Below are 20,625 nucleotides of genomic sequence, written 5' to 3'. Positions count from 1 at the left end.
GGGGTTCTGCTGTGAGCACCTTCATCGACGGCGCACCGCCGTCGGTGACTCCCGGGCCCGACGACGGCGACCCCGTCGGCGGTCCCGGCGACACCGGTCCCGCCTGGCTGCAGGAGGAGATCCGGCGCCGGATGGCCGAGCGTCGCTCGGGGGCGGGCGGCCGGCACGCGCGCCGCGATCCCGCAGGCGAGCCGCCCGGCGGCGTCGGGCACGTCCCGCGGCACTCCGTGGCCACCCCGGGGCCGGGTGCGCCCAAGCCCAGCCCGATCGGCGGGCCCTCGCTGCCCCCGTCCGGTGCCCCGGCGCGCCGGGGCCGTCCGGCCGAGGCCGACGAGAGCTGGTCCGGGCCCGAGACCGAGGTCCGCACCGACGACGACGCCGCGCCGTCCGGCCGGCGGATCCCGCGCGCCTACCGGCCCGGGGCCCGGGGCGTCCCCAGCGACGCCCCCGCCACGTTCGGCGGTCCCGCCTTCGCCGAGGGCGCCACGCGGCAGTCCGTCGCGCCCCCGCCCGACACCCGCCTGCCCGACACCCCCCCGCGCGACGAGTTCGGCGGCCCCGAGTTCGCGGCCGCCCGGGGCGAGCTCGACGACCGCGACGACGGGTCGTTCTCCGCCGTCGTCGCCCTCGGGCCCGCGGCGGTGAGCGCGCCGGAGGCCCCGGCCGTCCGGGATCTCCCCGCCCAGGATCCCCCCGGCCCCGACTTCCCCGGCCTCGAACCCGACCGTCCCACCCTCGACACCTCCGGTGCGGACGGTCCCGCCCGGCCGTCGGTCGCCGCCGGGTCCGACGTCCTGCCCCCGCGTGCCCCGGCCCGGCTCCTCGCCGCTCCTGGGATCCCCGTGCTCCCCGCCCCCGTGGCCGCGCCTCCCACGACCGCGATGCCGACCACCGCCCTGCCGCACACCGCCCCGCCCCTGTCCGCCCCGCCCCGGCCCGCGGACCACCGGTCCTCCTCACCGCGGGTGCTCGACCCGGCCGACCGGCTCGACCTCACCGGACCGCTGACGCCGGTCGACGACGACCTGCACGACGACGACGGCCCGGACGGCGACCCCGACGGCGGCTTCGACGACGGCGACGACACCGTGCTGTGGAGCGCCCACATGCCCCCGGCGGCCCCGGACGGCACCGCGCTCGCCACCCCCGCGCTGCCGATCGACGTGCCCGAGCCCCGGTCTGCGGAGCCGGGCGAGCCCGTCACCGAGTCCGGGCTCCCGGTGCGCCGGGTCAAGGTCATCCTGTCCGAGCGGCGCAACCAGGCCCACCCGGTGCGCACCGTCGTCGACATCCAGGAGGGCGGCGCGGTCGGGGAACTGCTGCGCAGCAACCTGATCGGGTCCCAGCTCACCGTCGCGCTGCGGTTCGCCCTGTTCGCCGCCCTCACCCTCGGCCTGCTGCCGCTGGCGTTCGCGGTGTTCCCCGAGATCGGCCGCACCGAGGTGCTCGGCCTGCGGCTGCCGTGGCTGCTGCTCGGCGTGCTCGTCTACCCGTTCCTTCTCGGCCTGGGTTGGTGGCACACCCGCACCGCGGAGCGTGTGGAGCAGAACTTCGCCGACCACGTCCAGGACTAGCGCGTGAGCCCGTCCGCGCAGTACGCCCTCGTCGCGATCGGGCTGGTCGGGATCGTCTCGGCGGTCATCGGCTCGTACGGGGTGCGGGTCGCACGCAGCACATCGGACTTCCTGGTGGCCTCGCGCACCGTCGGCCCGGTGGCCAACGCGAGCGCGATCTCCGGGGAGTACCTGTCGGCGGCGTCGTTCCTGGGCATCGCCGGGCTGATCCTGCGGGAGGGCGCCGACGCGCTCTGGTACCCGGTGGCGTTCGTCGCGGGCTACCTGGCGCTGGTGCTGTTCGTGGCGGCTCCGCTGCGCCGCTCCGGGGCCTACACCGTCCCGGACTTCGCCGAGGTCCGGCTCGCCTCACCGCTGCTGCGTCGCGTGTGCACGGTGTTCGTGCTGGTCATCGGCTGGCTCTACCTCCTCCCGCAGCTGCAGGGGGCGGGCCTCGCGCTCACCACCCTCACCACGCTGCCGGCGTGGACCGGTGTCGCGGCGGCCGGGGTGGTGGTGCTCGCGACGGTCGTGGGCGGCGGGATGCGGTCCATCACGTTCGTGCAGGCGTTCCAGTACTGGCTCAAGCTGACGGCGCTGCTGGTGCCGGCCGTCGTGGTGCTCGGCATCTTCCTCAACGACACCCACACCTTCGACCGCCCGACGGCGCCCACCTTCCCGGCCGAGACGACCGTGGCGATCCGCACCGACGTCGTGCTGCAGGTCGTCGAGCCGGTCCGGGTCGCCGCCACCGGCGACGTCGACGGGTCGGCGGTCGACGGCCCGCTGGAGTGGGCGCCCGGGTCGCACCAGGTCCTCGCCGGGAGCCGGCTCGTGTTCCCCGCCGACTCCCCGGTGCCGACCGTGCTGGGCACGCCCGCGACCGACCGGGAGTGGCTCGAACCGATGTCCGGCGACCGGCCCGACCAGCTGCTGGAGATCTACTCCATCCTCATCGCCGGGTTCCTCGGCACGATGGGCCTGCCGCACGTGCTCGTGCGCTTCTACACCAACCCCGACGGCCGCGCGGCCCGCCGCACCACCGTCATCGTGCTGGCGATGATCGGCGGCTTCTACGTCCTGGTCACGCTCGTCGGCGCGCTGTCGCGGCTCTACACGCCGCAGCTGCTGGTCAGCGGCCAGACCGACGCCGCCGTGCTGCTCGTCCCGGTCGCGGCGCTCGGGCCGGGCCCGCTCGGGTGGCTGCTCGGCGCGCTCGTCGCTGCGGGGGCGGCCGCGGCGTTCCTGTCGACGTCGTCGGGGCTCGTGGTGAGCCTCGCGGGTGTCCTGTTCACCGACGTGCTGTCCGGGCGGTGGCGCGACTTCCGGCTGGCCGCGGTGTTGTCGACGGCCGTGCCGCTCGCGCTCGCGCTGTCGGTGACGCGGCTGGACTTCTCGCTCACCGTGCCGCTGGTGTTCGCCGTGGCCGCGTCGACGTTCTGCCCGTTGCTCGTGCTCGGCATCTGGTGGCGCGGGCTCACCGCGCGCGGGGCCGTCGTCGGGGTGCTGGTCGGCGGCGGGCTGTCCGGGGCGAGCACCGCCGTCAGCATGTTCGCCGTCCTGCCCCCCGGCTGGATCGGGGTGCTGCTCAACCGCCCGGCCGCGGTCACCGTGCCCGCCGCGTTCCTGACGATGCTGCTCGTCAGCCGTCTCACGCGCGGCGAGGTGCCCGCCGACGTCGACCGCGCCCTGCTGCGCCTGCACGCTCCCGAGCGGCTGGGCCTGAGCCACGACCGGCTCGACGACGATCCCGACCCCGATCCGGCGTGACACCCCCGTCCGGGGGGCGGGTGGTGACCGAACGTAGGTCCACTTGCCATAGTGGCGGCATGCCACCCGCCGCGTTACCTGTGTGGGTGACGGCGTGAGCACGGCCGCACTGGTCGGGCTGGGTGCGATGGTGCTCGTCGCCGTCGTCACCGCGGTGATCGGTTCGCTCGGTGTGCGGGTCGCGCGTAGTACCTCGGACTTCCTGGTCGCCTCGCGCACGGTGGGCCCGAAGGCCAACGCCGGGGCGATCTCGGGGGAGTACCTGTCGGCGGCGTCGTTCCTGGGCGTCGCCGGTCTGATCCTGCGCGACGGCGCCGACGCGCTCTGGTACCCGATCGGGTTCACCGCCGGATACCTGGCGCTGGTGCTGTTCGTGGCCGCGCCGCTGCGCCGCTCGGGGGCGTACACGGTGCCCGATTTCGCCGAGGCCCGCCTCGCCTCGCCGGTGCTGCGCCGGGTCTGCACCGGCCTGGTCCTGCTCATCGGCTGGCTCTACGTGCTGCCGCAGCTCCAGGGCGCCGGGCTGACGGTCACGATCGTCACCGGCGGGGTGCTGCCGTCCTGGGTGGGCGTCCTCGCGGCGGGGATCGTCGTCGTCGCGACGGTCGTGCTCGGCGGGATGCGCTCGATCACGTTCGTGCAGGCGTTCCAGTACTGGCTCAAGCTCACCGCGGTCGCGCTGCCGGCGATCGTCGCGGTCGTCTACTTCCTCGGCGACGCCCAGGAGTTCGACCGCCCGGCGCCGCCGCAGTTCCCCGGTGCCACCACCGTCGACATCCGCACCGACGTCCTGCTCGACGTGCGGGTGCCGACCGAGCTCGTCGCCACCGGCCGGATCGACGGCATCGACGTCCGCGACGCCGGGCTGCGCTGGGAGCCCGGCCTGCACGCGGCTGAGGAGGGGGCCCAGCTCGGGTTCGCCGCGGGCGCGACGGTGCCGGTCGTCGCGGGCACCCCGGCCGACGACGCCGAATGGATCACCCCGTTCCCGGAGGGCAGGCAGAACGGCCTGCTGGCGGTCTACTCGCTGATCATCGCCACGTTCCTGGGCACGATGGGCCTGCCGCACGTGCTCGTGCGCTTCTACACCAACCCCGACGGGCGCACGGCCCGCCGCAGCGCCGTCGCCGTGCTCGCCCTGCTCGGCGGCTTCTACATCACGGTCACGGTGCTGGGGGCCCTCTCGCGGCTCTACACGCCGCAACTGCTGGTCAGCGGCGAGACCGACGCGGCGGTGCTGCTGCTCCCCACCGCGGTGCTGGGCACCGGCTGGGCGGGGATCGCGATCGGGGCACTCGTCGCGGCGGGTGCGTGGGCCGCGTTCCTGTCGACGTCGTCGGGCCTGATCGTCAGCGTCGCCGGGGTGCTGTCCACGGACGTGTTCCACCGCAGGCGGGTGCGCGACTTCCGGTTCGCTGCCGTGCTCGCCGGGATCGTGCCGCTCGGGCTCGCGCTGGGGGTGCAGCGGCTCGACTTCTCCGAGGCCGTCGCGCTGGTGTTCGCGGTGGCCGCGTCGACGTTCTGCCCGTTGCTGATGCTCGGCATCTGGTGGCGCGGGCTCACCGACCGCGGGGCGGTGGCCGGTCTGCTGGTCGGCGGTGTCCTGTCGGCGGGGGCGGTGGCGGTCAGCCTCGCGGGTCTCGGCGGCCCGGGCGTGCTCGGCGTGCTCCTCTACCGCCCGGCGATCGTCAGCGTGCCCGCGGCGTTCGCGACGATGGTGGTCGTCAGCCTGTTCACGCGCGACCGCCGGCCGACCGACGTCGACCAGATCCTGCTGCGCCTGCACGCTCCCGAGCGCCTCGGCCTCACCCGCGACCGCCTGACGGACCAGGACCGCCGCACAGTGCGTTAGGTATTGCGTGCGCTGTGTACCCGTTGGAGTATTCCCGCGTTCCCGTGTGGATGGCCCCTCGTTCGACTGGGTAGTGGGCCCTGCACGGGCCGAAGCCAGGACGAGGGAGGCCCGCCATGAGCATGGTCGGCGATCGATCGACGAGGACCGTCTACGAAGAGGTCCAGGACAGCGACGAGTTCGCGGCACTGCGGTCGCGGCTGCGGCGGTTCGTGTTCCCGATGAGCGCGGCGTTCCTGATCTGGTACCTCGCCTACGTGCTGCTCGCGTCCTACGCGCGTGACTTCATGGCGATCAAGGTGTCCGGCAACATCACCATGGGCCTGGTCATCGGCCTGCTGCAGTTCGTCACCACGTTCGCGATCACCACGATCTACGTGCGGTACGCCAACAAGCACCTCGACCCCGCGGCCGAGCGCATCCGGCAACGTGTCGAGGGTGGGCGTTGATGGTTCCAACCCAGGCGGCCGACCCCACGCAGGTCGGCAACGTCGGGCTGAACGTCGGCATCTTCGCCGCGTTCGTGCTCGTCACCCTGTACTTCGTCTACCGCGCCAGCCGCACCAACCGGTCGGCGTCGGACTACTACGCGGCGGGCCGCTCGTTCACCGGCCCGCAGAACGGCGTCGCCATCGCGGGTGACTACCTCTCCGCCGCGTCGTTCCTCGGCATCGCCGGCGCCATCGCGCTCAACGGTTACGACGGCTTCCTGTACTCGATCGGGTTCCTGGTCGCGTGGCTCGTCGCGCTGCTGCTGGTGGCGGAGCTGCTGCGCAACACCGGCAAGTTCACGATGGGCGACGTCCTCGCGTTCCGGATGCGCCAGCGGCCGGTCCGCGCCGCGGCGGCCACGTCGACGCTGGTCGTGTCGTTCTTCTACCTGCTCGCGCAGATGGCCGGCGCGGGCGGCCTGATCGCGCTGCTGCTGCAGATCCCGAACACCGACCGACTCGGCCAGAGCGTCGTGATCGCGGTCGTCGGCGTCCTCATGATCGTCTACGTGCTCGTGGGCGGCATGAAGGGCACCACCTACGTGCAGATCATCAAGGCCGGGCTGCTGATCGTCGGCGCCGCGGTGATGACGACGTGGGTCCTCGGCATCGTCGGGTTCAACCTGTCCGAGCTGCTCGGCCGGGCCGTCGCCAACAGCCCCGAGCGCGGCGAGGCCCTGCTCGCGCCGGGCCTGCAGTACACGAACCCGATCGACTTCATCTCCCTCGGCCTCGCGCTCGTGCTCGGCACCGCGGGCCTGCCGCACATCCTCATGCGCTTCTACACCGTGCCCACGGCCGTCGAGGCCCGCCGCTCGGTGGTCTGGGCGATCTGGCTGATCGGCGTGTTCTACCTGTTCACGCTGGTCCTCGGCTACGGCGCCGCGGCTCTCGTGGGTCCGGAGGCCATCGCGGCCGCCCCCGGCGGGCAGAACTCCGCCGCGCCGCTGCTGGCCTACCAGCTCGGCGGGGAGATCCTGCTCGGCATCATCTCCGCGGTCGCCTTCGCGACGATCCTCGCGGTCGTCGCCGGTCTGACGATCACGGCGTCGGCGTCGTTCGCGCACGACGTCTACGCCAACGTGATCAAGCGCGGCGAGGCGTCGCCGGACGCCGAGGTGCGCGTGGCCCGGATGACGGCGCTGGTCGTCGGTGCGGTCGCGATCGTCGGCGGGATCCTGGTCAACGGCATCAACATCGCGTTTCTGGTGGCGCTGGCGTTCGCCGTCGCGGCCTCGGCGAACCTGCCGACGACCCTGTACTCGCTGTTCTGGAAGCGGTTCAACACGATGGGCGCGCTGTTCAGCATCTACGGCGGCCTCGCCAGCTGCGTGCTGCTGATCGTCTTCTCGCCGGTGGTGTCCGGGCCGAAGAGCGTGATCCTCCCGAACGGCGGGTTCGCGTTCTTCCCGCTGGAGAACCCGGGCATCGTGTCGATCCCGCTGTCGTTCCTGCTGGGGATCATCGGCACCTACGTCGGCGGGTCGCGCCACTTCGACCACGCCAAGTACGCCGAGATGGAGGTCCGCTCCCTCACCGGCGCCGGGTCGGAGAAGGCGACCCGGCACTGATCCTCGTCCTCACCGGGGCCTGACTCCGGTGCGTGGGAGGATCGGCCGCATGACCGTTCCTTCCGTGCCGGCGGCGCAGGTGCCCGCCGAGGCCGCGATGCTCGACGTCCGCGAGACGAACGAGTGGGACGCCGGCCATGCGCCCGGCGCGCGACACCTGCCGATGTCCGAGCTCACCGCCCGCCTGACCGAGGTCCCCTCCGACGACCCGCTCTACGTCGTCTGCCGCTCCGGTGGCCGGTCGGCGCAGGTCGTGCAGTACCTCGTGGCGCAGGGCCACCCGGCCGTCAACGTCGAGGGCGGGATGCAGGGCTGGGCCGCGCAGGGCCGCCCGGTCGTCGCCGAGGGTGGCGCCGTCCCGGCGATCGTCTGAGCCCTCCGGTGCCTCCAGGACCGCAGACCTGTCCCCGCTGCCGTCGCACGTCGGCGCCGGAGGCGGGTCCGTTCTGCCCGTACTGCGGGCGGTACCTGGCCGCACTGGAGTGGGTGGCGCTCCCGCCCGCGCCCGACACCCCGCCCGTCGTACCCGTCCCTCGCCGGCCGTACGCGGGGCCGCCGCGCTACCGCCTGCGGCCGGCGGGCGGGTACCCGGCGCTGCCCTGGGTCCGGTCGTCCGGTCCGGCTGCTCCCGGGCCGCTCGCCGCGGCGCGCTCGGTCGCGGGCACCGTGGTTCCGCTGCTGTGGGCCACAGTGGCGGTCGCGCTGGTCGCCGCGGGCTCCGAGGCCTGGCGTTACGGCCTGCTGCTCGCCAGCCGCGCCGACGCCCTGAGCGCGCCGGTCGTCGCCGCGTCCGACGCACTGGTGCTCTCCGCGGGCACCATCGCCCCGATCCTGACCCTGCTCGTCGGCGCGCTCGTCGTGCTGTGGACGGTGCGGGCCACGGCGGCCGCGGCCACCGCGGCCGGGGTGGTGCCGTCGCGGCGGGCCCGCGACGTCGTCGTCGGCTGGGTGGTCCCCGGGGTGAACCTCGCCGTGCCCGGTGCGGTGTTCGCCGAGATCGAGCACACCGCGCTCGGCCGCCCCGCCGTCGAGCGGCCGCAGCCCTCGCGGCTCGTGCTCGTCTGGTGGGGACTGTGGGCCGCGGGCGTCGTGCTGTCGGCGGTGGTGCTGCTGTGGAGCCTGCGCACCGGCGTGCAGTCCCGGGCCGACGGCGTGGTGCTGCATGCGCTGCTCGACCTGCTCGCCGCGGCCGTCGCGGGCGTCACCGCGGTGCTGATCACCCGCCTGACCCGCCTGCTCGCCCCGGCCCGCACCGACCGTCGGGAACTGCTGGTCGCCGTCCGGCCGTGAGCGGGAACGGCCGTCCGGGCGAGCGTTCCCGCGCACGAGCTACCGCACGGGCAGCGTCCGCAGCCCGCGCATGACGAAGCTCGGACGCCGCTCGGGCTCGGCGGCGAGCGCGAGGTCGGGGAGCCGCGTGCGCAGCGCGTCGAGGGCCGCCGCGACCTCCAGGCGGGCCAGCGGGGCGCCCAGGCAGTAGTGCACGCCGAGCCCGAAGCCCAGGTGCGGGTTGTGCGAGCGGGTCACGTCGAGCTCGTCGGGCCGCTCGAACACCTGCGCGTCGCGCGCGGCCGCACCGAGCAGCGCCGCGATCCGGGTGCCCGCGGGCACGGGGTGCCCGGCCACCTCGGTGTCGACGACGGCCGTGCGCTCGAACAGCTGCAGCGGCGGGTCGTAGCGGATCAGCTCCTCGACGGCGGGGGCCAGCGGCGCCGTCGCGAGGACCGACCACTGCACGGGATGACGCAGCAGGGCGAGCACACCGTTGCCGATGACGTTGACCGTGGCCTCGTGCCCGGCCATCAGCAGCAGCGCCGCGGTGCCGACGAGCTCGTCGGACCCGACCCCGGCGGCGACGAGGTCGCTCACCAGGTCCTCCCCGGGGTGGCGGCGCCGGTGGTCGGCGAGACCGCGCAGCGCGTCGACGAACTCGGCACTCGCCCGCTCGGCGGCGGCCCGCCGGTCGCCGTCGACTCCCGGCTCGTACATCGCGACGATCGAGTTGGACCAGCCGCGCAGCGCCGACCGCTCCGGCTCCGGCACGCCGAGCAGCTCCGCGATGACCTCCACCGGCAGGGTCGCGGCGAGGCCGGCGATCACGTCGGCGCGCCCGTCGGCGGCGATGCCGGCCGCGAGGTCGTCGACCAGCCGGGTCGCCAGGCCGCGCACCCACGGTTCGAGCCGGGCGGTGTGGCCGCGGTTGAACGCGCCCGCGACGAGCCCGCGCAGCCGGTGGTGGGGCTCGCCCTCGCGCTCGAGCAGCGAGTTGCGGTGCAGCAGGTTGAACGCGCCGAACTCGTCGGCCGGTTCGGCGTCGGCCCAGATCCGGCCCAGGTCGCGGCCCCGTAGCAGCGCCGAGCAGGCCGCGTGCGAGACGGCGACGGGGGTGCCGAGCAGGGGGTGGTCGTGCACCGGGCCGAGCGCCCTCAGTACGGCGAACGCCGGGTAGGGATCGGCCAGGAAGCCGTGGTCGGCCGGGTCGAACAGGGGCACCGAGTGTCTCCCAACGTGACCAATTAGTGACTCAACGCATCCGGCGTCGTTGGACAAGTCACGGGCGGTGCCCGCATTCTGCCCTGGAGGGACGACGACGTGCTGCTCGCGCAACCGGCTGCGGTGGGGAACCCCACCGTCAATGTGACGATCTTCGGCGCATTCGTGCTGCTTACCCTGGTGGTGGTGCTCCGCTCCGGGCGGGGCAACCGGACCGCGGCCCACTACTACACCGGGGGCAGCAACTTCACCGGTGCGCAGAACGGCGTCGCGCTGGCCGGGGACTACCTCTCCGCCGCGGCGTTCCTGGGCATCGCGGGCGCCGTCGCCGTCTTCGGCTACGACGGCCTGCTCTACGCGATCGGCTCGTTCGTCGGGTGGCTGGTGGCGCTGCTGCTGATCGCGGAGTGGCTGCGCAACACCGGCCGCTACACGATGGGCGACGTCCTGAGCTTCCGGCTGCGTCAGCGCCCGGTGCGCTCCGCCGCGGCCACGTCGACGCTGCTGGTGTCGGTGCTCTACCTGATCGCGCAGATCGCGGGGGCGGGTGGCCTGATCGCGCTGCTGCTGGGCATCCCCAACTCGAACCGGTTCGCGCAGAGCGTCGTGATCGCGGTCGTCGGCGCCGTCATGATCGTCTACGTGCTGGTGGGCGGCATGAAGGGCACCACGTGGGTGCAGATCTTCAAGGCCAACCTGCTCATCCTGACCGGTCTGGTGCTGGCCGCGTGGGTGCTCGGGCGGTACGGGTTCAACTTCTCGAACCTGCTGGGCGCGGCGGTCGACAACAGCCCGAAGGGGGGCGAGGCGCTGCTCGCGCCGGGTCTGCAGTACGGGCGCACCGAGCTCTCGAAGATCGACTTCATCTCGCTGTCGCTGGCCGCGATCCTCGGCCCGGCGAGCCTGCCGCACATCCTCATGCGCTTCTACACGGTGCCCAACGCCCAGGAGGCCCGCCGTTCGGTGGTCTGGGCGATCTGGCTCATCGGCGGCTTCTTCCTGTGCGTGCTGGCGATCGGCTACGGCGCGACCGCGCTGGTCGGCGCCGACGTCATCGCGGCGTCTCCCGGCGCGTCGAACTCCGCGGCCCCGCTGCTGGCCTACCGACTCGGCGGGGAGCTGCTGCTCGGGATCGTCGCCGCGGTCGCGTTCGCCACGATCCTCGCCGTCGTCGCGGGGCTGACGATCGCGGCGTCCGCGTCGTTCGCGCACGACGTGTACGCCAACGTCATCAAGAAGGGACGGGCCGAGCCGGCCGAGGAGGTCCGTGTGGCCCGGCGGACCGCGCTCGTCGTCGGCCTGGTGGCCGTCGGCGGCGGGATCCTGGCCAACGGGCAGAACGTCGCGGTGCTCGTCGCGCTCGCGTTCGCGGTGGCCGCGTCGGCGAACATGGCGTCGCTGGTCTACTCGCTGTTCTGGAAGCGGTTCAACACCACCGGCGCGCTCTACAGCATGTACGGCGGGATGGGCACGGCCCTGTTCCTGGTGATCGTCTCGCCCGCCGTGTCGGGCCAGCCCACCTCGATGATCCCCGGCGCCGACTTCGCGCTGTTCCCGCTGGCCAACCCGGGCATCGTGTCGATCCCCCTGTCGTTCCTGCTCGGGGCGATCGGCACGTTCCTCGGCCCGCGCGACGACGACGCCGACCGCCGCTACGCCGAGATGGAGGTGCGCTCGCTGACCGGTGCCGGCGCCGCGGGCCGTCCGGCGGTCGCGTCCGTCGCGCCGCGGCCGACGGTCGATGCGTTCGCACCCCGCCCGACCCCGTCCCCGCGTCCCCGATAGCGTTTCCGGAACCATGGCGAAGAAGACACGTGTTGCGGCCCCGGCGGGGGAGAACCCGCGCCGCCCCTGCCCCTGCGGCTCCGGCAAGCGCTTCAAGGCCTGCCACGGCGCGGGTGACGACATCATCGTCACCCGCCCGTTCGAGGGCCTGGCCGTGGAGTGCGACCTCGTCGCCCTCCGCGAGTTCCTGCCGTCGGCCACCGCGCCCCTGACGCTGCGGACGCCGGCCGACCGGCCCGTCGTCATCGCGTCGGTGCTGCCCGGTGCGTCGGCCGCGCTGGTCCGGCCGAGCGGGGAGGTCCTGCTCGGCATGCAGGTCCAGACCCGGTCCGGCGACCTGTCCGCCGACCTCGCGCGCGCCCTCGAATGGGGTCTCGCGGCCGAGCCGGGCACCGCGCTGCCGAACGTCGGCCCCGCCCTGACCGGCACCGACCGGCTGCAGGACCTCGTCGACGTCGACGCCCCGCTCGACCTCACCGTGCACGGCGACTTCGCCTGGTGGGTGGCCCCCGAGGACGGGAGCGAGCCCACCGCTGAGGTGTTGGCCACCGTCGAGCGTGCCAACGCCGTCATCATGCCGACGGAGGCGGTCGAGGGCGACGGCGTCCGCGCCGCCTACTGGGTCGACACCGGCACCAAGGCGCACCTGCGCTGGGTTCGCCCGGAGCCGGAGGAGCGGCTCATCGCGGCGCTCGCCCGGCTGCAGGCCCGCGGGCAGCTCGGCATGGGCGAGGGCACGAAGTACGCGGGCTCCTTCCGCGCGCACGGCCTGCTCGTCCCGGTCTGGGACCTCGATCGCGAGCTGCACCCGTCGGAATGGTCGAAGCCGGTCACCGACTTCGCCGCGGGTCTGGAGACGGCGCTCGCCGACACCGCCCCGCTCACCTCCGACGAGCGCCGTGCCCGCGACGCCCTCGCGGGGAAACAGGTCACACTCCGCTAGTCGTGCGGAACAGCGGTGGGGATCCTGGTCCTTGTACGGGCCATGACCACCATCGCGATCATCGGAGCAGGACGCGGCCTCGGGGCCGCCGTCGCGCGGCGGTTCGGGGCCGAGGGCTTCTCCGTCGCGCTCATCTCCCGCAACCAGGTGCGGGTCGACGCCCTGGCCGATGACCTGAACTCCGAGGGCGTCCCCGCGCGCGGGTTCACCGCCGACGTCCGGGACCCGGCGTCGCTCTCGGCCGTCCTGGAGCGGGTGGCCGAGGAGCTCGGGCCGATCGAGGTCCTGCAGTACAGCCCGCTGCCGCAGAAGGACTTCATGCGGCCGGTGCTGGAGACGACCCCCGCCGACCTCGTCGGGCCGATCGAGTTCTCGATCTACGGCCCGGTCGCGGCCGTGCACCAGGTGATCCCGGGGATGCGCTTCCTCGGGGAGAACCGGGGCACCGTCCTGTTCGTCAACGGCGGGTCCGCCGTGACGCCCGGTCGCAACGTCACCGGTACGTCCGTGGCGTTCGCCGGCCAGGCGGCCTACGCCCAGCTGCTGCACGAGGTGCTCGGCGAGGAGGGCATCCAGGTATCGCAGCTGATCATCCCGGGCGCGATCGTCGCCGGGGATCCGGAGAAGGACCCCGCGGTGCTCGCCGGGCACCTCTGGGACCTGCACAGCAAGCGCGACCGTTTCCGCCACACCATCGGGAAGGACTGAACACATGAAGACCTGGTTCATCACCGGCACGTCCCGCGGCTTCGGTCGCGAGTGGGCCATCGCCGCCCTCGGGCGCGGCGACCGTGTCGCCGCCACCGCCCGCGACACCGCGTCGCTCGACGACCTCGTCACGAAGTACGGCGACGCGATCCTCCCGATCTCGCTCGACGTCACCGACCACGACGCGGCGTTCGCCGCGGTCGCGCAGGCGCACGGGCACTTCGGGCGGCTCGACGTCGTCGTCAACAACGCGGGCTACGGCCAGTTCGGCATGGTCGAGGAGCTGTCCGAGGCCGAGTCGCGCCAGCAGATCGAGGCCAACCTGTTCGGCACGCTCTGGGTGACCCAGGCGGCGCTGCCGTTCCTGCGCGAGCAGGGCAGCGGGCACATCCTGCAGGTCAGCTCCATCGGCGGGATCTCCGCATTCCCGACCGTCGGGATCTACCACGCGTCGAAGTGGGCCGTGGAGGGCTTCAGCCAGTCCCTCGCGCAGGAGGTGGCCGGCTTCGGCATCAAGGTCACCCTGATCGAGCCGGGCGGCTACGCCACCGACTGGGGCGGCGCGTCGGCGAAGCACGCCACCCCGATCGAGGCCTACGACTCCGTGCGCGAGGCGGCGAACAACCGCCCGAGCCGTCGGGGAACCCCGGGCGACCCGGTGGCCACCCGCGAGGCCGTGCTCACCCTCGTCGACGCCGAGGACCCGCCGCTGCGCGCGTTCTTCGGAGAGGCCCCGCTGGCCATCGCGAAGGCCGACTACGAGTCGCGCCTCGCGAGCTGGGAGAAGTGGCAGCCGCTGGCCGTGCAGGCCCACGGCGGCCGGAACTCCTAGGCGGAGGCGCCGGCCACCGGTGGTGCGGTCGGGTCGGCGGTGCCGGCGCCCTTCTTCAGCTCGCGGTTGACGAAGTCCTCGATGTGGAAGAGGTTGTCGCCCGCCCGCTGCACCACCGTGAGCAGGGTGGACATCGACGCGACCTCCTCCACCTGCTCCTTGAGGAACCACTGCATGAACTGCTCGCCGAGGTAGTCGCCCTCGTCGCGCGCGGTGCGGGCCAGCGCGGTGATCTGCGCCGTCACCGCCTTCTCCTGCGCGAGCGCGAGCCGCACGACGTCCTCCACGGAGGAGAAGTCGTTGCGCACGTCGTCGACGCCCGGGATGTGGACGGGCAGATCGGTGTCGAGCAGGTACTGCACCATCGCCATCGCGTGGTTGCGTTCCTCGATCGCCTGGGCGTAGAAGTGCGCGGCGATCTGCGGGAGGTCCTGGTCGTCGAGGTAGACGGCCACCGCCGTGTACTGCTGCGACGCGGTGAACTCGTTGCGGATCTGATCGCGGAGCAGCGACGGGAACTTCGACTCCGCGGACATCACTCCATGCTACGTCTGCAGCGGTTACCGACGGGTCATATAGTCCGACGCATGGGACTACTGGACGGCAAGGTCGTCATCGTCACGGGCGCCGGTCGCGGGATCGGCCGCGGCGAGGCGCTGGAGTGCGCGGCACAGGGCGCGGCCGTGGTCGTCGCCGAGTTCGACCCGAGCACGGGCGAGTCGGTGGCCAAGGAGATCGTCGCCGCAGGTGGGCGGGCCGTCGCCGCGAGCGGTGACGTCGCCGACGCCGACGTCGCGAACTCGCTCGTCGCCACCGCGCTGTCGGAGTTCGGGCGCCTCGACGCCCTGGTCAACAACGCCGGGATCCTGCGCGACAAGACGCTCGCCAAGCTGTCGGACGACGACTGGGACGCGGTGATCCGGGTGCACCTGCGCGGGCACTTCCTGCCCACGCGCGCGGCGGTGCAGCACTGGAAGGAGGCCAAGCAGCCCGGCCACGTCGTCCACACGGCGTCGACGTCGGGGATCCTGGGCAACTTCGGCCAGACCAACTACGGCGCGGCCAAGGCCGGCATCGCCGCGTTCTCCACGATCGTCGCGATGGAGGGCGCACGCGGGGGCATCACCTCGAACGCGATCGCCCCGACCGCGCTGACCGCCATGACGCTCGACCTCATGCCGCAGGAGTTCCGCGACGAGCGCGACGCCGCCATCGCCCGCGGCGAGTTCGACTTCTTCGCCCCGGAGAACGTCGCCCCGCTCGTCGCCTTCCTCTGCTCCGACGCCTCGTCGCACATCAGCGGCAAGGTCTTCGGTGTGCAGGGCGACAGCATCGAGATCTTCCAGCCGTTCACCAGCGTCGCGGAGGTCAAGAACGACGGGAAGCGCTGGGACCCCGAGGACATCGGCGGCCGCATCGACGACCTGTGGACCGCCAGCGGCATCCAGCCGGGGCCGGAGAACATGATGGCCCGGATGCGGTACCAGATCCTGGCCCTCTGAGGGCTCACGTACGCGGAACCGTGGCCCGGCCACGGTTCCGCGTCAGGGCAGCCAGCCGACCTTGCCGGCCAGCAGCGCGTAGCCGGCGAACGCGACGACGTCGATCAGGGCGTGCGCGCCGACGAGCATCCACAGCCGGTTCGTGCGCTGCCACACCCGCCCGAACACCACCCCCATCACCACGTTGCCGACGAACCCGCCGAGCCCCTGGTAGAGGTGGTACGCCCCGCGCAGCAGCGCCTGGGCGAGCAGCGAGCCGTTCTCCGACCAGCCGAGCTGGCGCAGCCGGGTGATCAGGTAGGCCACCATCACGAGCTCCTCCGCCCAGCTGTTCGCCGCGGCGGAGAGGATCAGGACCGGGAGCTGCCACCAGGTCTGGTCCAGCGTGGTCGGGGCGATCGTCAGGCTGACGCCGAGCGCGCGCGCAACGAGGTAGAGCCCGAGACCGGGGATGCCGATGAGTGCGGCGAGCCCGGCGACACCGAGTGCGTCGCGGCCGGGCTGCGTGCGGTCCAGCCCGACGGCTCGCAGCGCGAGCCCGCTGCGGACCAGCAGGTACGCCCCCAGCGCCCCCCAGCCGACGAGCTGGAGCACGCGCACGAGCTGCAGGGCGAGGTCGACGAGGTCGGCCTGCGCGGCGGGCGCGTTGAGGGCGACCTGCTGCTCGGACAGCGGAGTGGGCTGCAGCAGGGAGTCGACGAGGCTCAGCGCGCTGCGCACCGCCGAGAGCCCGAGCGTGACGGTGAGCACCACCAGCACCTCGGTGCCCAGCATGCGGCGGGTGCGCGGGTCGGTGATCACGGGTGTGTGGCTCGGGGACACGATCGGCGACGCTACCGGCGGCGTAGTCTGGACCGCGTGTTGCGGCTGGCCCTCTCCCCCCGCTGGATGATGTGGCACCTGCTGACGCTCGGCGCGATGGCCACCTGCGGTTGGCTCGCGGTGTGGCAGTGGCAGCGGGCCGGCTCCGCGCTGGGCAGCGCACTCAACGTCGGCTACGGCGTGCAGTGGCCGGTGTTCGCGCTGTTCTTCGGCGTCATGTGGTGGCGGTTGCTGCGCATGGAGGCGCAGACGCTCGCCGCCGGGGCTCCCGCCGAGCCCGAGGACGTCGTGGAGCCGGAACCGGAGCCCGAGCCGGTGGTCGAGGAGACCCCGGTCGACAGTCCGTTCACCGCCCGCCCGCGCGTCGCGGTGCCCGAGCTCGACGCCGATGAGAACCCCCGACTCGTCGCCTACAACCAGATGCTCCGGCAGCTCGCCGAGCGCGACTCCCGATAGGACCGCCCGTGTCGATCCCGACCGCTCTGCGCAACTACCGCATCGCCGCGTGGGTCACCGGCATCGGGCTGATCGTGCTGGTGTTCGTCGCGATGCCGCTCAAGTACTTCTTCGACACGCCCGGACCGGTCGCGATCGTCGGCGTGACGCACGGCTTCCTCTACATGCTCTACATCGTCTGCACGCTGATCCTGGCCGAGCGCGTGCGGGCGAAGCCGTTGGAGGCGCTGGTGGTGCTGCTCGCGGGCACCATCCCGATCGCGTCGTTCGTGGCCGAGCGCGCGGTGACCCGGCGCGTCCAGGCGCTGCGCCCCGCGGCCTGACCGGTCACGGCTGCCGGAACGGGCACCCCACCATCCGCTGGAACTGCGTCCGCAGCTCCGCGACGGTCTCGATCGGCGCCTCCCAGGCGAGCCGCACGTCGTGGTCGCGGTCGGAGGTCTCCACGCGCAGGCGCAGGCCGCAGCGGTCGACGCCGAGCGGGCGCACGCGCATGTCCTTGAGGTCGCGCAGCGCGGGCGGCAGGTGCCGCGACAGCGCGGTGAAGACCTCGGGGTGCGCCCGCTCCAGATGCCCGAGCCACTGGTGCTCGTAGCGGCAGAACGGGTCGGGCCGGGCTGCGGCGAGGTCGACGGGGGAGAGCGCGGCGGTGCCCTCGGCGTCGGAGAGGACGGCGGATCCGGGCGTCAGACGCACCATCGTGGCGCCGTGCCCGAGCTCGAGCAGGGCGGGGTGCGGGTGGTGCTCGACGAGCCCGACGGCGATGCGCCGGGCCCGTTCCGGCTCGACCGGCGTGATGTGCCCGGTGATCCACAGCAGCCCGCGGACCGGTTCGCGCAGATCGACGGGGGCGGGGTCGGCGAGCTCCAGCATCACGGCGAGCTCGGGCTCATCGCCCAGTCGGGCGAGCACCGGCTCGCCGTCGGCGAGGAGCAGGATCGCCGAGCCGTCGGCGTGCACGTGGTGCGCGCGGGGGTGCGCGATCGGGGAACCGGTGCCGACGAGCGCCGCCGCACCGCCCCCGCGCACGGTGAGGCTGCGCGCGCGTTCGGCGTCGGTCGGGGCGGGTGGCCGCCGCAGGCGCGTGGTTCCCAAAGAACACCTCCGAATTAGGTGAGCCTAAGCTAGCTTCCCGGGACGGGCGGCGCAACCATCAGCCCGTGTCGATCGGCCGTGACCGACCCGTTAGCGTCTGTGGCCGTGACGACGCAGCCGACGGCGGGAACCGAACCCTGGTCCATCCCGCCCCTGTTCGCGCAGCTCGTCGACGACACCGGTCTCCTCGGCCCCCGCGACGCCCGCCCGGTGGAGAGCGTCGTCGCCCGTTACCTCGCCGCCCGCGACGGCGCGTTCAGCGGTCTCGTGGGCCAGCTCGTGTGCCCCGTGTCGCGGCTGCCCGAGCTGGTCAAGGAGCTCGCCCGGTCCGCGCTGTCGCGTCCGGTCGACCTCTCGATCGTCGTCGACACCGGGCTGGGGTCGGTCCCGAAGGCCCTGTCCACGGTGCTGTCCCGGCCGGCCCTGCTCGCGCCCCGCACGGTGGAGACCGCCGCACCCCCTGACGTCGACGGCGTGTGGCTCGACCGCGTCGCGGAGTTCGTGCCGGAGGACGTCGTCGCCGTCGTCGAGCCCCGGCGCCCCGCCCACGACGACCCCGGGGCCACCGACGCCTGGCTCGACGCCGTGCGCCGCGTCGCCGACCAGGGGTGCGCGCCGAAGCTGCGCTGCGGTGGGCCGCGACCGACGGACGCCCCGTCCACCGACGACATCGAGCGGTTCGTGCGGGTCGTCGCGTCGACCGGGCGCGGGTTCACGACGCTCGGGCTGCACGAGGCGGTGCGCGTCGAGGGCGGCGGGACCACGCGCCACGGGATCGTCAACCTGCTGGTCGCGGTGGCCCGCGCGCTCGGCGGCGGCGACGTCGCCGCGGCCCTGCGCAGCACCGACGGCGGGGCGCTCGCGGCGGAGATCGGGGAGTGGTCGGAGCGTGCGGTCTCCGGGGTGCGGGGGCTGCTGTCGCACTGCGGGGCGGACCTCACGCCCGGCTCCGCACTCGCCGGCCTGGGCCTGCTCTCCCGCTGAACGTCCCCGCGGCCCCGGGCATTAGGGTCCGGGGCGTGGGTCGACTGGCGTTCCTCGGGCCGCACGCCACGTTCACCGAGCAGGCGCTGCGGTCGCTCCCGGAGTCCCGCGGTGCCGAGCTGGTGCCGTGCGCGGGCAGCCCCGCGGTGCTCGCCGCGGTCCGCAGCGGTGAGGCCGACGCCGGCTGCGTCCCGATCGAGAACAGCGTCGAGGGGGCCGTCGGGGCGGTGCTCGACGGGCTCGTCGGCTCGCCGCCGCTGGTGATCGTCCGCGAGGCGCTGGTCGCCGTGCGGTTCGCCGTGATGGTGCGGGCGGGCACCTCGACCGCCGACATCCGGCGCGTCGGCTCGCACCCGCACGCGGTCGCGCAGACCCGCGGCTGGCTCGCCGCGCACCTGCCCGACGCGGAGGTGCTGCTCACGACGTCCACCGCGGAGGCCGCGGCGCAGGTCGCCCGCGGTGACCTCGACGCCGCGGTCGCCGCTCCGCTCGCCGCGGAGCAGCACGGGCTGGAGATCGCCGTCGACGACGTGGCCGACAACCCCGGCGCCGTCACGCGGTTCGTGCTCGTCGCCCCGCCCGGGAAGCCGCCCGTGCCGACGGGGCACGACCGCACGACGTTCGCCGCGACCACCCGCAACGAGCCGGGGTCGCTGCTCGGCCTGCTCACCGAGCTCGCCGTCCGCGGCATCGACCTCACACGCATCGAGTCGCGCCCGATCAAGGACCGGCACGCCGAGTACTGGTTCCACATCGACTGCACCGGCCACGTCGCCGATCCCGCGATGGGCGAGGCACTGGCCGCGCTGCACCGGCGCTGTGACGAGGTGCGCTTCCTCGGGTCCTTCCCGCGGGCGGGCACCGGCGCGACCCCGACGGGCACGACCGATCCCGCCGCCCCGCTCGGTGCCGCCACCGACACCGCGTTCGCCGAGGCCCAGGCGTGGCTCGACGGCCTGCGCGCCGGGACCGTCGGATGACCCGCCTGATCCTCGCCCGGCACGGCCAGACCGACTCCAACGCCCGCCGCATCCTCGACTCCGCTCCGCCGGGCCCTCCGCTGAACGCACTCGGCCTGGCCCAGGCCGCTGCGCTCGGGGAGCGGCTGCGCGGCGAGCGGATCGACGTCGTGCACGCCTCGGTCGCGACCCGGGCGCAGGAGACCGCGACCCCGGTCGCCGCGACGCGCGGGCTGGACGTCGGCGTCGTCGAGGGCGTGCACGAGGTGTTCTGCGGTGACCTGGAGGGTCGCGCCGACGACCACGCCCGCGAACGGTTCGAGGCGGTCTACGCGGCGTGGCTCGCCGGTGACCTCGGGGCCCACCTGCCCGGCGGCGAGTCGGCCCTGGACCTGCGCACCCGCTTCCTGCCCGCCGTCGAGGAGATCACCGACGGCGTCGACGGGACGGTGCTGCTGGCCAGCCACGGCGCCGCCATCCGGCTCGCGAGCGCGGCACTGCTCGGCGACACCGCCGAGACCACCTACGTCCCCAACACCGGCCTGGTGATCCTCACCGGCACCCCGGCCACGGGGTGGACCCTGGAGCACTGGGACACCGCGGCCCCGGTGGTGGGCGACGTGACGGCGGGCGGCCCCGCCGACTGACCCCGCGAGTCGCTGTCTCCCCGCCCGCGAGTCGCTGTCTCCCCGCCCGCGAGTCGCTGGATTCGCGCCCGCGAGTCGCTGGAGTCGCGTGGTTCAGCATCGGAGACCGGTCGGCTCCGGCCCGGCCGCCACCGGCTGCAGTGACCTGCGCGCCCAGATCTC

General features: G+C 73.7%; 21 protein-coding genes. 17 read left to right on the top strand and 4 right to left on the bottom strand.

The window, feature by feature from the left end; all coding sequences use genetic code 11:
- Positions 1-11 precede the first annotated feature (11 nt).
- The 7 genes from I4I81_RS23485 (at position 12) to I4I81_RS23455 (ending at position 8,527) form a co-directional block, all read left to right on the top strand.
- Positions 12-1,574 (top strand): hypothetical protein, encoded by a 1,563-nt coding sequence (locus tag I4I81_RS23485; protein ID WP_218616343.1) that lies wholly within the window; start codon positions 12-14, stop codon positions 1,572-1,574.
- Positions 1,575-1,577: 3 nt separating this feature from the next.
- Positions 1,578-3,323, top strand: coding sequence for a sodium/solute symporter (locus I4I81_RS23480; RefSeq protein ID WP_218605249.1), 1,746 nt, complete (start codon positions 1,578-1,580; stop codon positions 3,321-3,323).
- A gap of 94 nt (positions 3,324-3,417) precedes the next feature.
- Positions 3,418-5,175: a sodium/solute symporter gene (locus tag I4I81_RS23475; protein ID WP_218605250.1), complete on the top strand. Its 1,758-nt coding sequence runs from the start codon at positions 3,418-3,420 to the stop codon at positions 5,173-5,175.
- 116 nt (positions 5,176-5,291) lie between these two features.
- Positions 5,292-5,624 carry a DUF485 domain-containing protein gene (locus I4I81_RS23470; protein WP_218605251.1) on the top strand — a complete coding sequence of 111 codons (333 nt, stop codon included), beginning with the start codon at positions 5,292-5,294 and terminating at the stop codon, positions 5,622-5,624.
- Complete coding sequence (locus I4I81_RS23465) at positions 5,624-7,237, top strand: monocarboxylic acid transporter (protein ID WP_218605252.1); 1,614 nt, start codon at positions 5,624-5,626, stop codon at positions 7,235-7,237. The genes I4I81_RS23470 and I4I81_RS23465 overlap by 1 nt, the downstream gene beginning before the upstream one ends.
- A 49-nt stretch (positions 7,238-7,286) precedes the next feature.
- The gene (locus tag I4I81_RS23460; RefSeq protein WP_218605253.1) at positions 7,287-7,610 is read left to right on the top strand and encodes a rhodanese-like domain-containing protein; all 324 of its coding nucleotides are present in this window, start codon (positions 7,287-7,289) and stop codon (positions 7,608-7,610) included.
- A 113-nt stretch (positions 7,611-7,723) separates the two neighbouring features.
- Complete coding sequence (locus tag I4I81_RS23455; protein WP_218616342.1) at positions 7,724-8,527, top strand: DUF4328 domain-containing protein; 804 nt, start codon at positions 7,724-7,726, stop codon at positions 8,525-8,527.
- A 39-nt stretch (positions 8,528-8,566) separates the two neighbouring features.
- Here the strand turns inward: I4I81_RS23455 and I4I81_RS23450 are convergent, their stop codons facing one another.
- Positions 8,567-9,724 carry a cytochrome P450 gene (locus I4I81_RS23450; RefSeq protein ID WP_218605978.1) on the bottom strand — a complete coding sequence of 386 codons (1,158 nt, stop codon included), beginning with the start codon at positions 9,722-9,724 and terminating at the stop codon, positions 8,567-8,569.
- 105 nt (positions 9,725-9,829) lie between these two features.
- On the opposite strand from I4I81_RS23450, the gene I4I81_RS23445 reads away from it, so the two are divergent.
- The 4 genes from I4I81_RS23445 to I4I81_RS23430 are packed head-to-tail and all read left to right on the top strand — an operon-like array spanning position 9,830 to position 13,998.
- Positions 9,830-11,515: a monocarboxylic acid transporter gene (locus tag I4I81_RS23445; protein WP_218616341.1), complete on the top strand. Its 1,686-nt coding sequence runs from the start codon at positions 9,830-9,832 to the stop codon at positions 11,513-11,515.
- A 13-nt stretch (positions 11,516-11,528) separates the two neighbouring features.
- Complete coding sequence (locus I4I81_RS23440) at positions 11,529-12,458, top strand: DUF5926 family protein (RefSeq protein WP_218616340.1); 930 nt, start codon at positions 11,529-11,531, stop codon at positions 12,456-12,458.
- Between the two features lie 42 nt (positions 12,459-12,500).
- On the top strand, positions 12,501-13,166 hold the full coding sequence (locus I4I81_RS23435) for an SDR family NAD(P)-dependent oxidoreductase (RefSeq protein WP_218603907.1): 666 nt from the start codon (positions 12,501-12,503) through the stop codon (positions 13,164-13,166).
- A gap of 4 nt (positions 13,167-13,170) precedes the next feature.
- Complete coding sequence (locus I4I81_RS23430) at positions 13,171-13,998, top strand: SDR family oxidoreductase (protein WP_218603906.1); 828 nt, start codon at positions 13,171-13,173, stop codon at positions 13,996-13,998.
- Here the strand turns inward: I4I81_RS23430 and I4I81_RS23425 are convergent.
- Entirely contained in the window at positions 13,995-14,534 is a 540-nt protein-coding gene (locus I4I81_RS23425; RefSeq protein WP_218603905.1) for a ferritin, read from the bottom strand. The genes I4I81_RS23430 and I4I81_RS23425 overlap by 4 nt on opposite strands.
- A 51-nt stretch (positions 14,535-14,585) precedes the next feature.
- Here I4I81_RS23425 and I4I81_RS23420 point away from each other — a divergent pair, with 51 nt between their 5' ends.
- A complete protein-coding gene (locus I4I81_RS23420; RefSeq protein WP_185720640.1) occupies positions 14,586-15,500 on the top strand; it encodes an SDR family NAD(P)-dependent oxidoreductase in 915 nt (304 codons plus the stop codon).
- Positions 15,501-15,542: 42 nt separating this feature from the next.
- On the opposite strand, the gene I4I81_RS23415 is transcribed toward I4I81_RS23420, so the two are convergent.
- A complete protein-coding gene (locus I4I81_RS23415; RefSeq protein ID WP_218603909.1) occupies positions 15,543-16,274 on the bottom strand; it encodes a CPBP family intramembrane glutamic endopeptidase in 732 nt (243 codons plus the stop codon).
- Positions 16,275-16,358: 84 nt separating this feature from the next.
- Between I4I81_RS23415 and I4I81_RS23410 the strand changes: the two genes are divergently transcribed.
- On the top strand, positions 16,359-16,778 hold the full coding sequence (locus I4I81_RS23410) for a hypothetical protein (RefSeq protein ID WP_218603904.1): 420 nt from the start codon (positions 16,359-16,361) through the stop codon (positions 16,776-16,778).
- Between the two features lie 8 nt (positions 16,779-16,786).
- Positions 16,787-17,101, top strand: coding sequence for a DUF3817 domain-containing protein (locus I4I81_RS23405; protein ID WP_218603903.1), 315 nt, complete (start codon positions 16,787-16,789; stop codon positions 17,099-17,101).
- Between the two features lie 4 nt (positions 17,102-17,105).
- On the opposite strand, the gene I4I81_RS23400 is transcribed toward I4I81_RS23405, so the two are convergent.
- A complete protein-coding gene (locus I4I81_RS23400; protein ID WP_218603902.1) occupies positions 17,106-17,873 on the bottom strand; it encodes a DUF2470 domain-containing protein in 768 nt (255 codons plus the stop codon).
- Positions 17,874-17,978: 105 nt separating this feature from the next.
- Here I4I81_RS23400 and I4I81_RS23395 point away from each other — a divergent pair, with 105 nt between their 5' ends.
- Genes I4I81_RS23395 through I4I81_RS23385 form a run of 3 tightly spaced genes read left to right on the top strand, consistent with a single transcriptional unit; the run spans position 17,979 to position 20,463 of the window.
- Positions 17,979-18,857 (top strand): hypothetical protein, encoded by an 879-nt coding sequence (locus I4I81_RS23395; RefSeq protein WP_218603901.1) that lies wholly within the window; start codon positions 17,979-17,981, stop codon positions 18,855-18,857.
- A gap of 35 nt (positions 18,858-18,892) precedes the next feature.
- Entirely contained in the window at positions 18,893-19,837 is a 945-nt protein-coding gene (gene pheA, locus I4I81_RS23390; RefSeq protein WP_218603900.1) for a prephenate dehydratase, read from the top strand.
- Complete coding sequence (locus tag I4I81_RS23385; RefSeq protein WP_218603899.1) at positions 19,834-20,463, top strand: histidine phosphatase family protein; 630 nt, start codon at positions 19,834-19,836, stop codon at positions 20,461-20,463. The genes pheA and I4I81_RS23385 overlap by 4 nt, the downstream gene beginning before the upstream one ends.
- The last annotated feature ends 162 nt before the right edge of the window (positions 20,464-20,625 follow it).

Source organism: Pseudonocardia abyssalis (assembly GCF_019263705.2).
Taxonomy (GTDB): Bacteria; Actinomycetota; Actinomycetes; order Mycobacteriales; family Pseudonocardiaceae; genus Pseudonocardia; species Pseudonocardia abyssalis.
Note: the sequence above shows the minus strand (reverse complement) of the source record. Positions and strands in the feature narration are given on the sequence as shown.

Coding starts and splice junctions, on each gene's coding strand:
- I4I81_RS23470 (WP_218605251.1), top strand. CDS start 5,292: ATGAGCATGGTCGGCGATCGATCGACGAGGACCGTCTACGAAGAGGTC.
- I4I81_RS23465 (WP_218605252.1), top strand. CDS start 5,624: ATGGTTCCAACCCAGGCGGCCGACCCCACGCAGGTCGGCAACGTCGGG.
- I4I81_RS23460 (WP_218605253.1), top strand. CDS start 7,287: ATGACCGTTCCTTCCGTGCCGGCGGCGCAGGTGCCCGCCGAGGCCGCG.
- I4I81_RS23440 (WP_218616340.1), top strand. CDS start 11,529: ATGGCGAAGAAGACACGTGTTGCGGCCCCGGCGGGGGAGAACCCGCGC.
- I4I81_RS23435 (WP_218603907.1), top strand. CDS start 12,501: ATGACCACCATCGCGATCATCGGAGCAGGACGCGGCCTCGGGGCCGCC.
- I4I81_RS23430 (WP_218603906.1), top strand. CDS start 13,171: ATGAAGACCTGGTTCATCACCGGCACGTCCCGCGGCTTCGGTCGCGAG.
- I4I81_RS23425 (WP_218603905.1), bottom strand. CDS start 14,534: ATGTCCGCGGAGTCGAAGTTCCCGTCGCTGCTCCGCGATCAGATCCGC.
- I4I81_RS23420 (WP_185720640.1), top strand. CDS start 14,586: ATGGGACTACTGGACGGCAAGGTCGTCATCGTCACGGGCGCCGGTCGC.
- I4I81_RS23415 (WP_218603909.1), bottom strand. CDS start 16,274: ATGCTGGGCACCGAGGTGCTGGTGGTGCTCACCGTCACGCTCGGGCTC.
- I4I81_RS23385 (WP_218603899.1), top strand. CDS start 19,834: ATGACCCGCCTGATCCTCGCCCGGCACGGCCAGACCGACTCCAACGCC.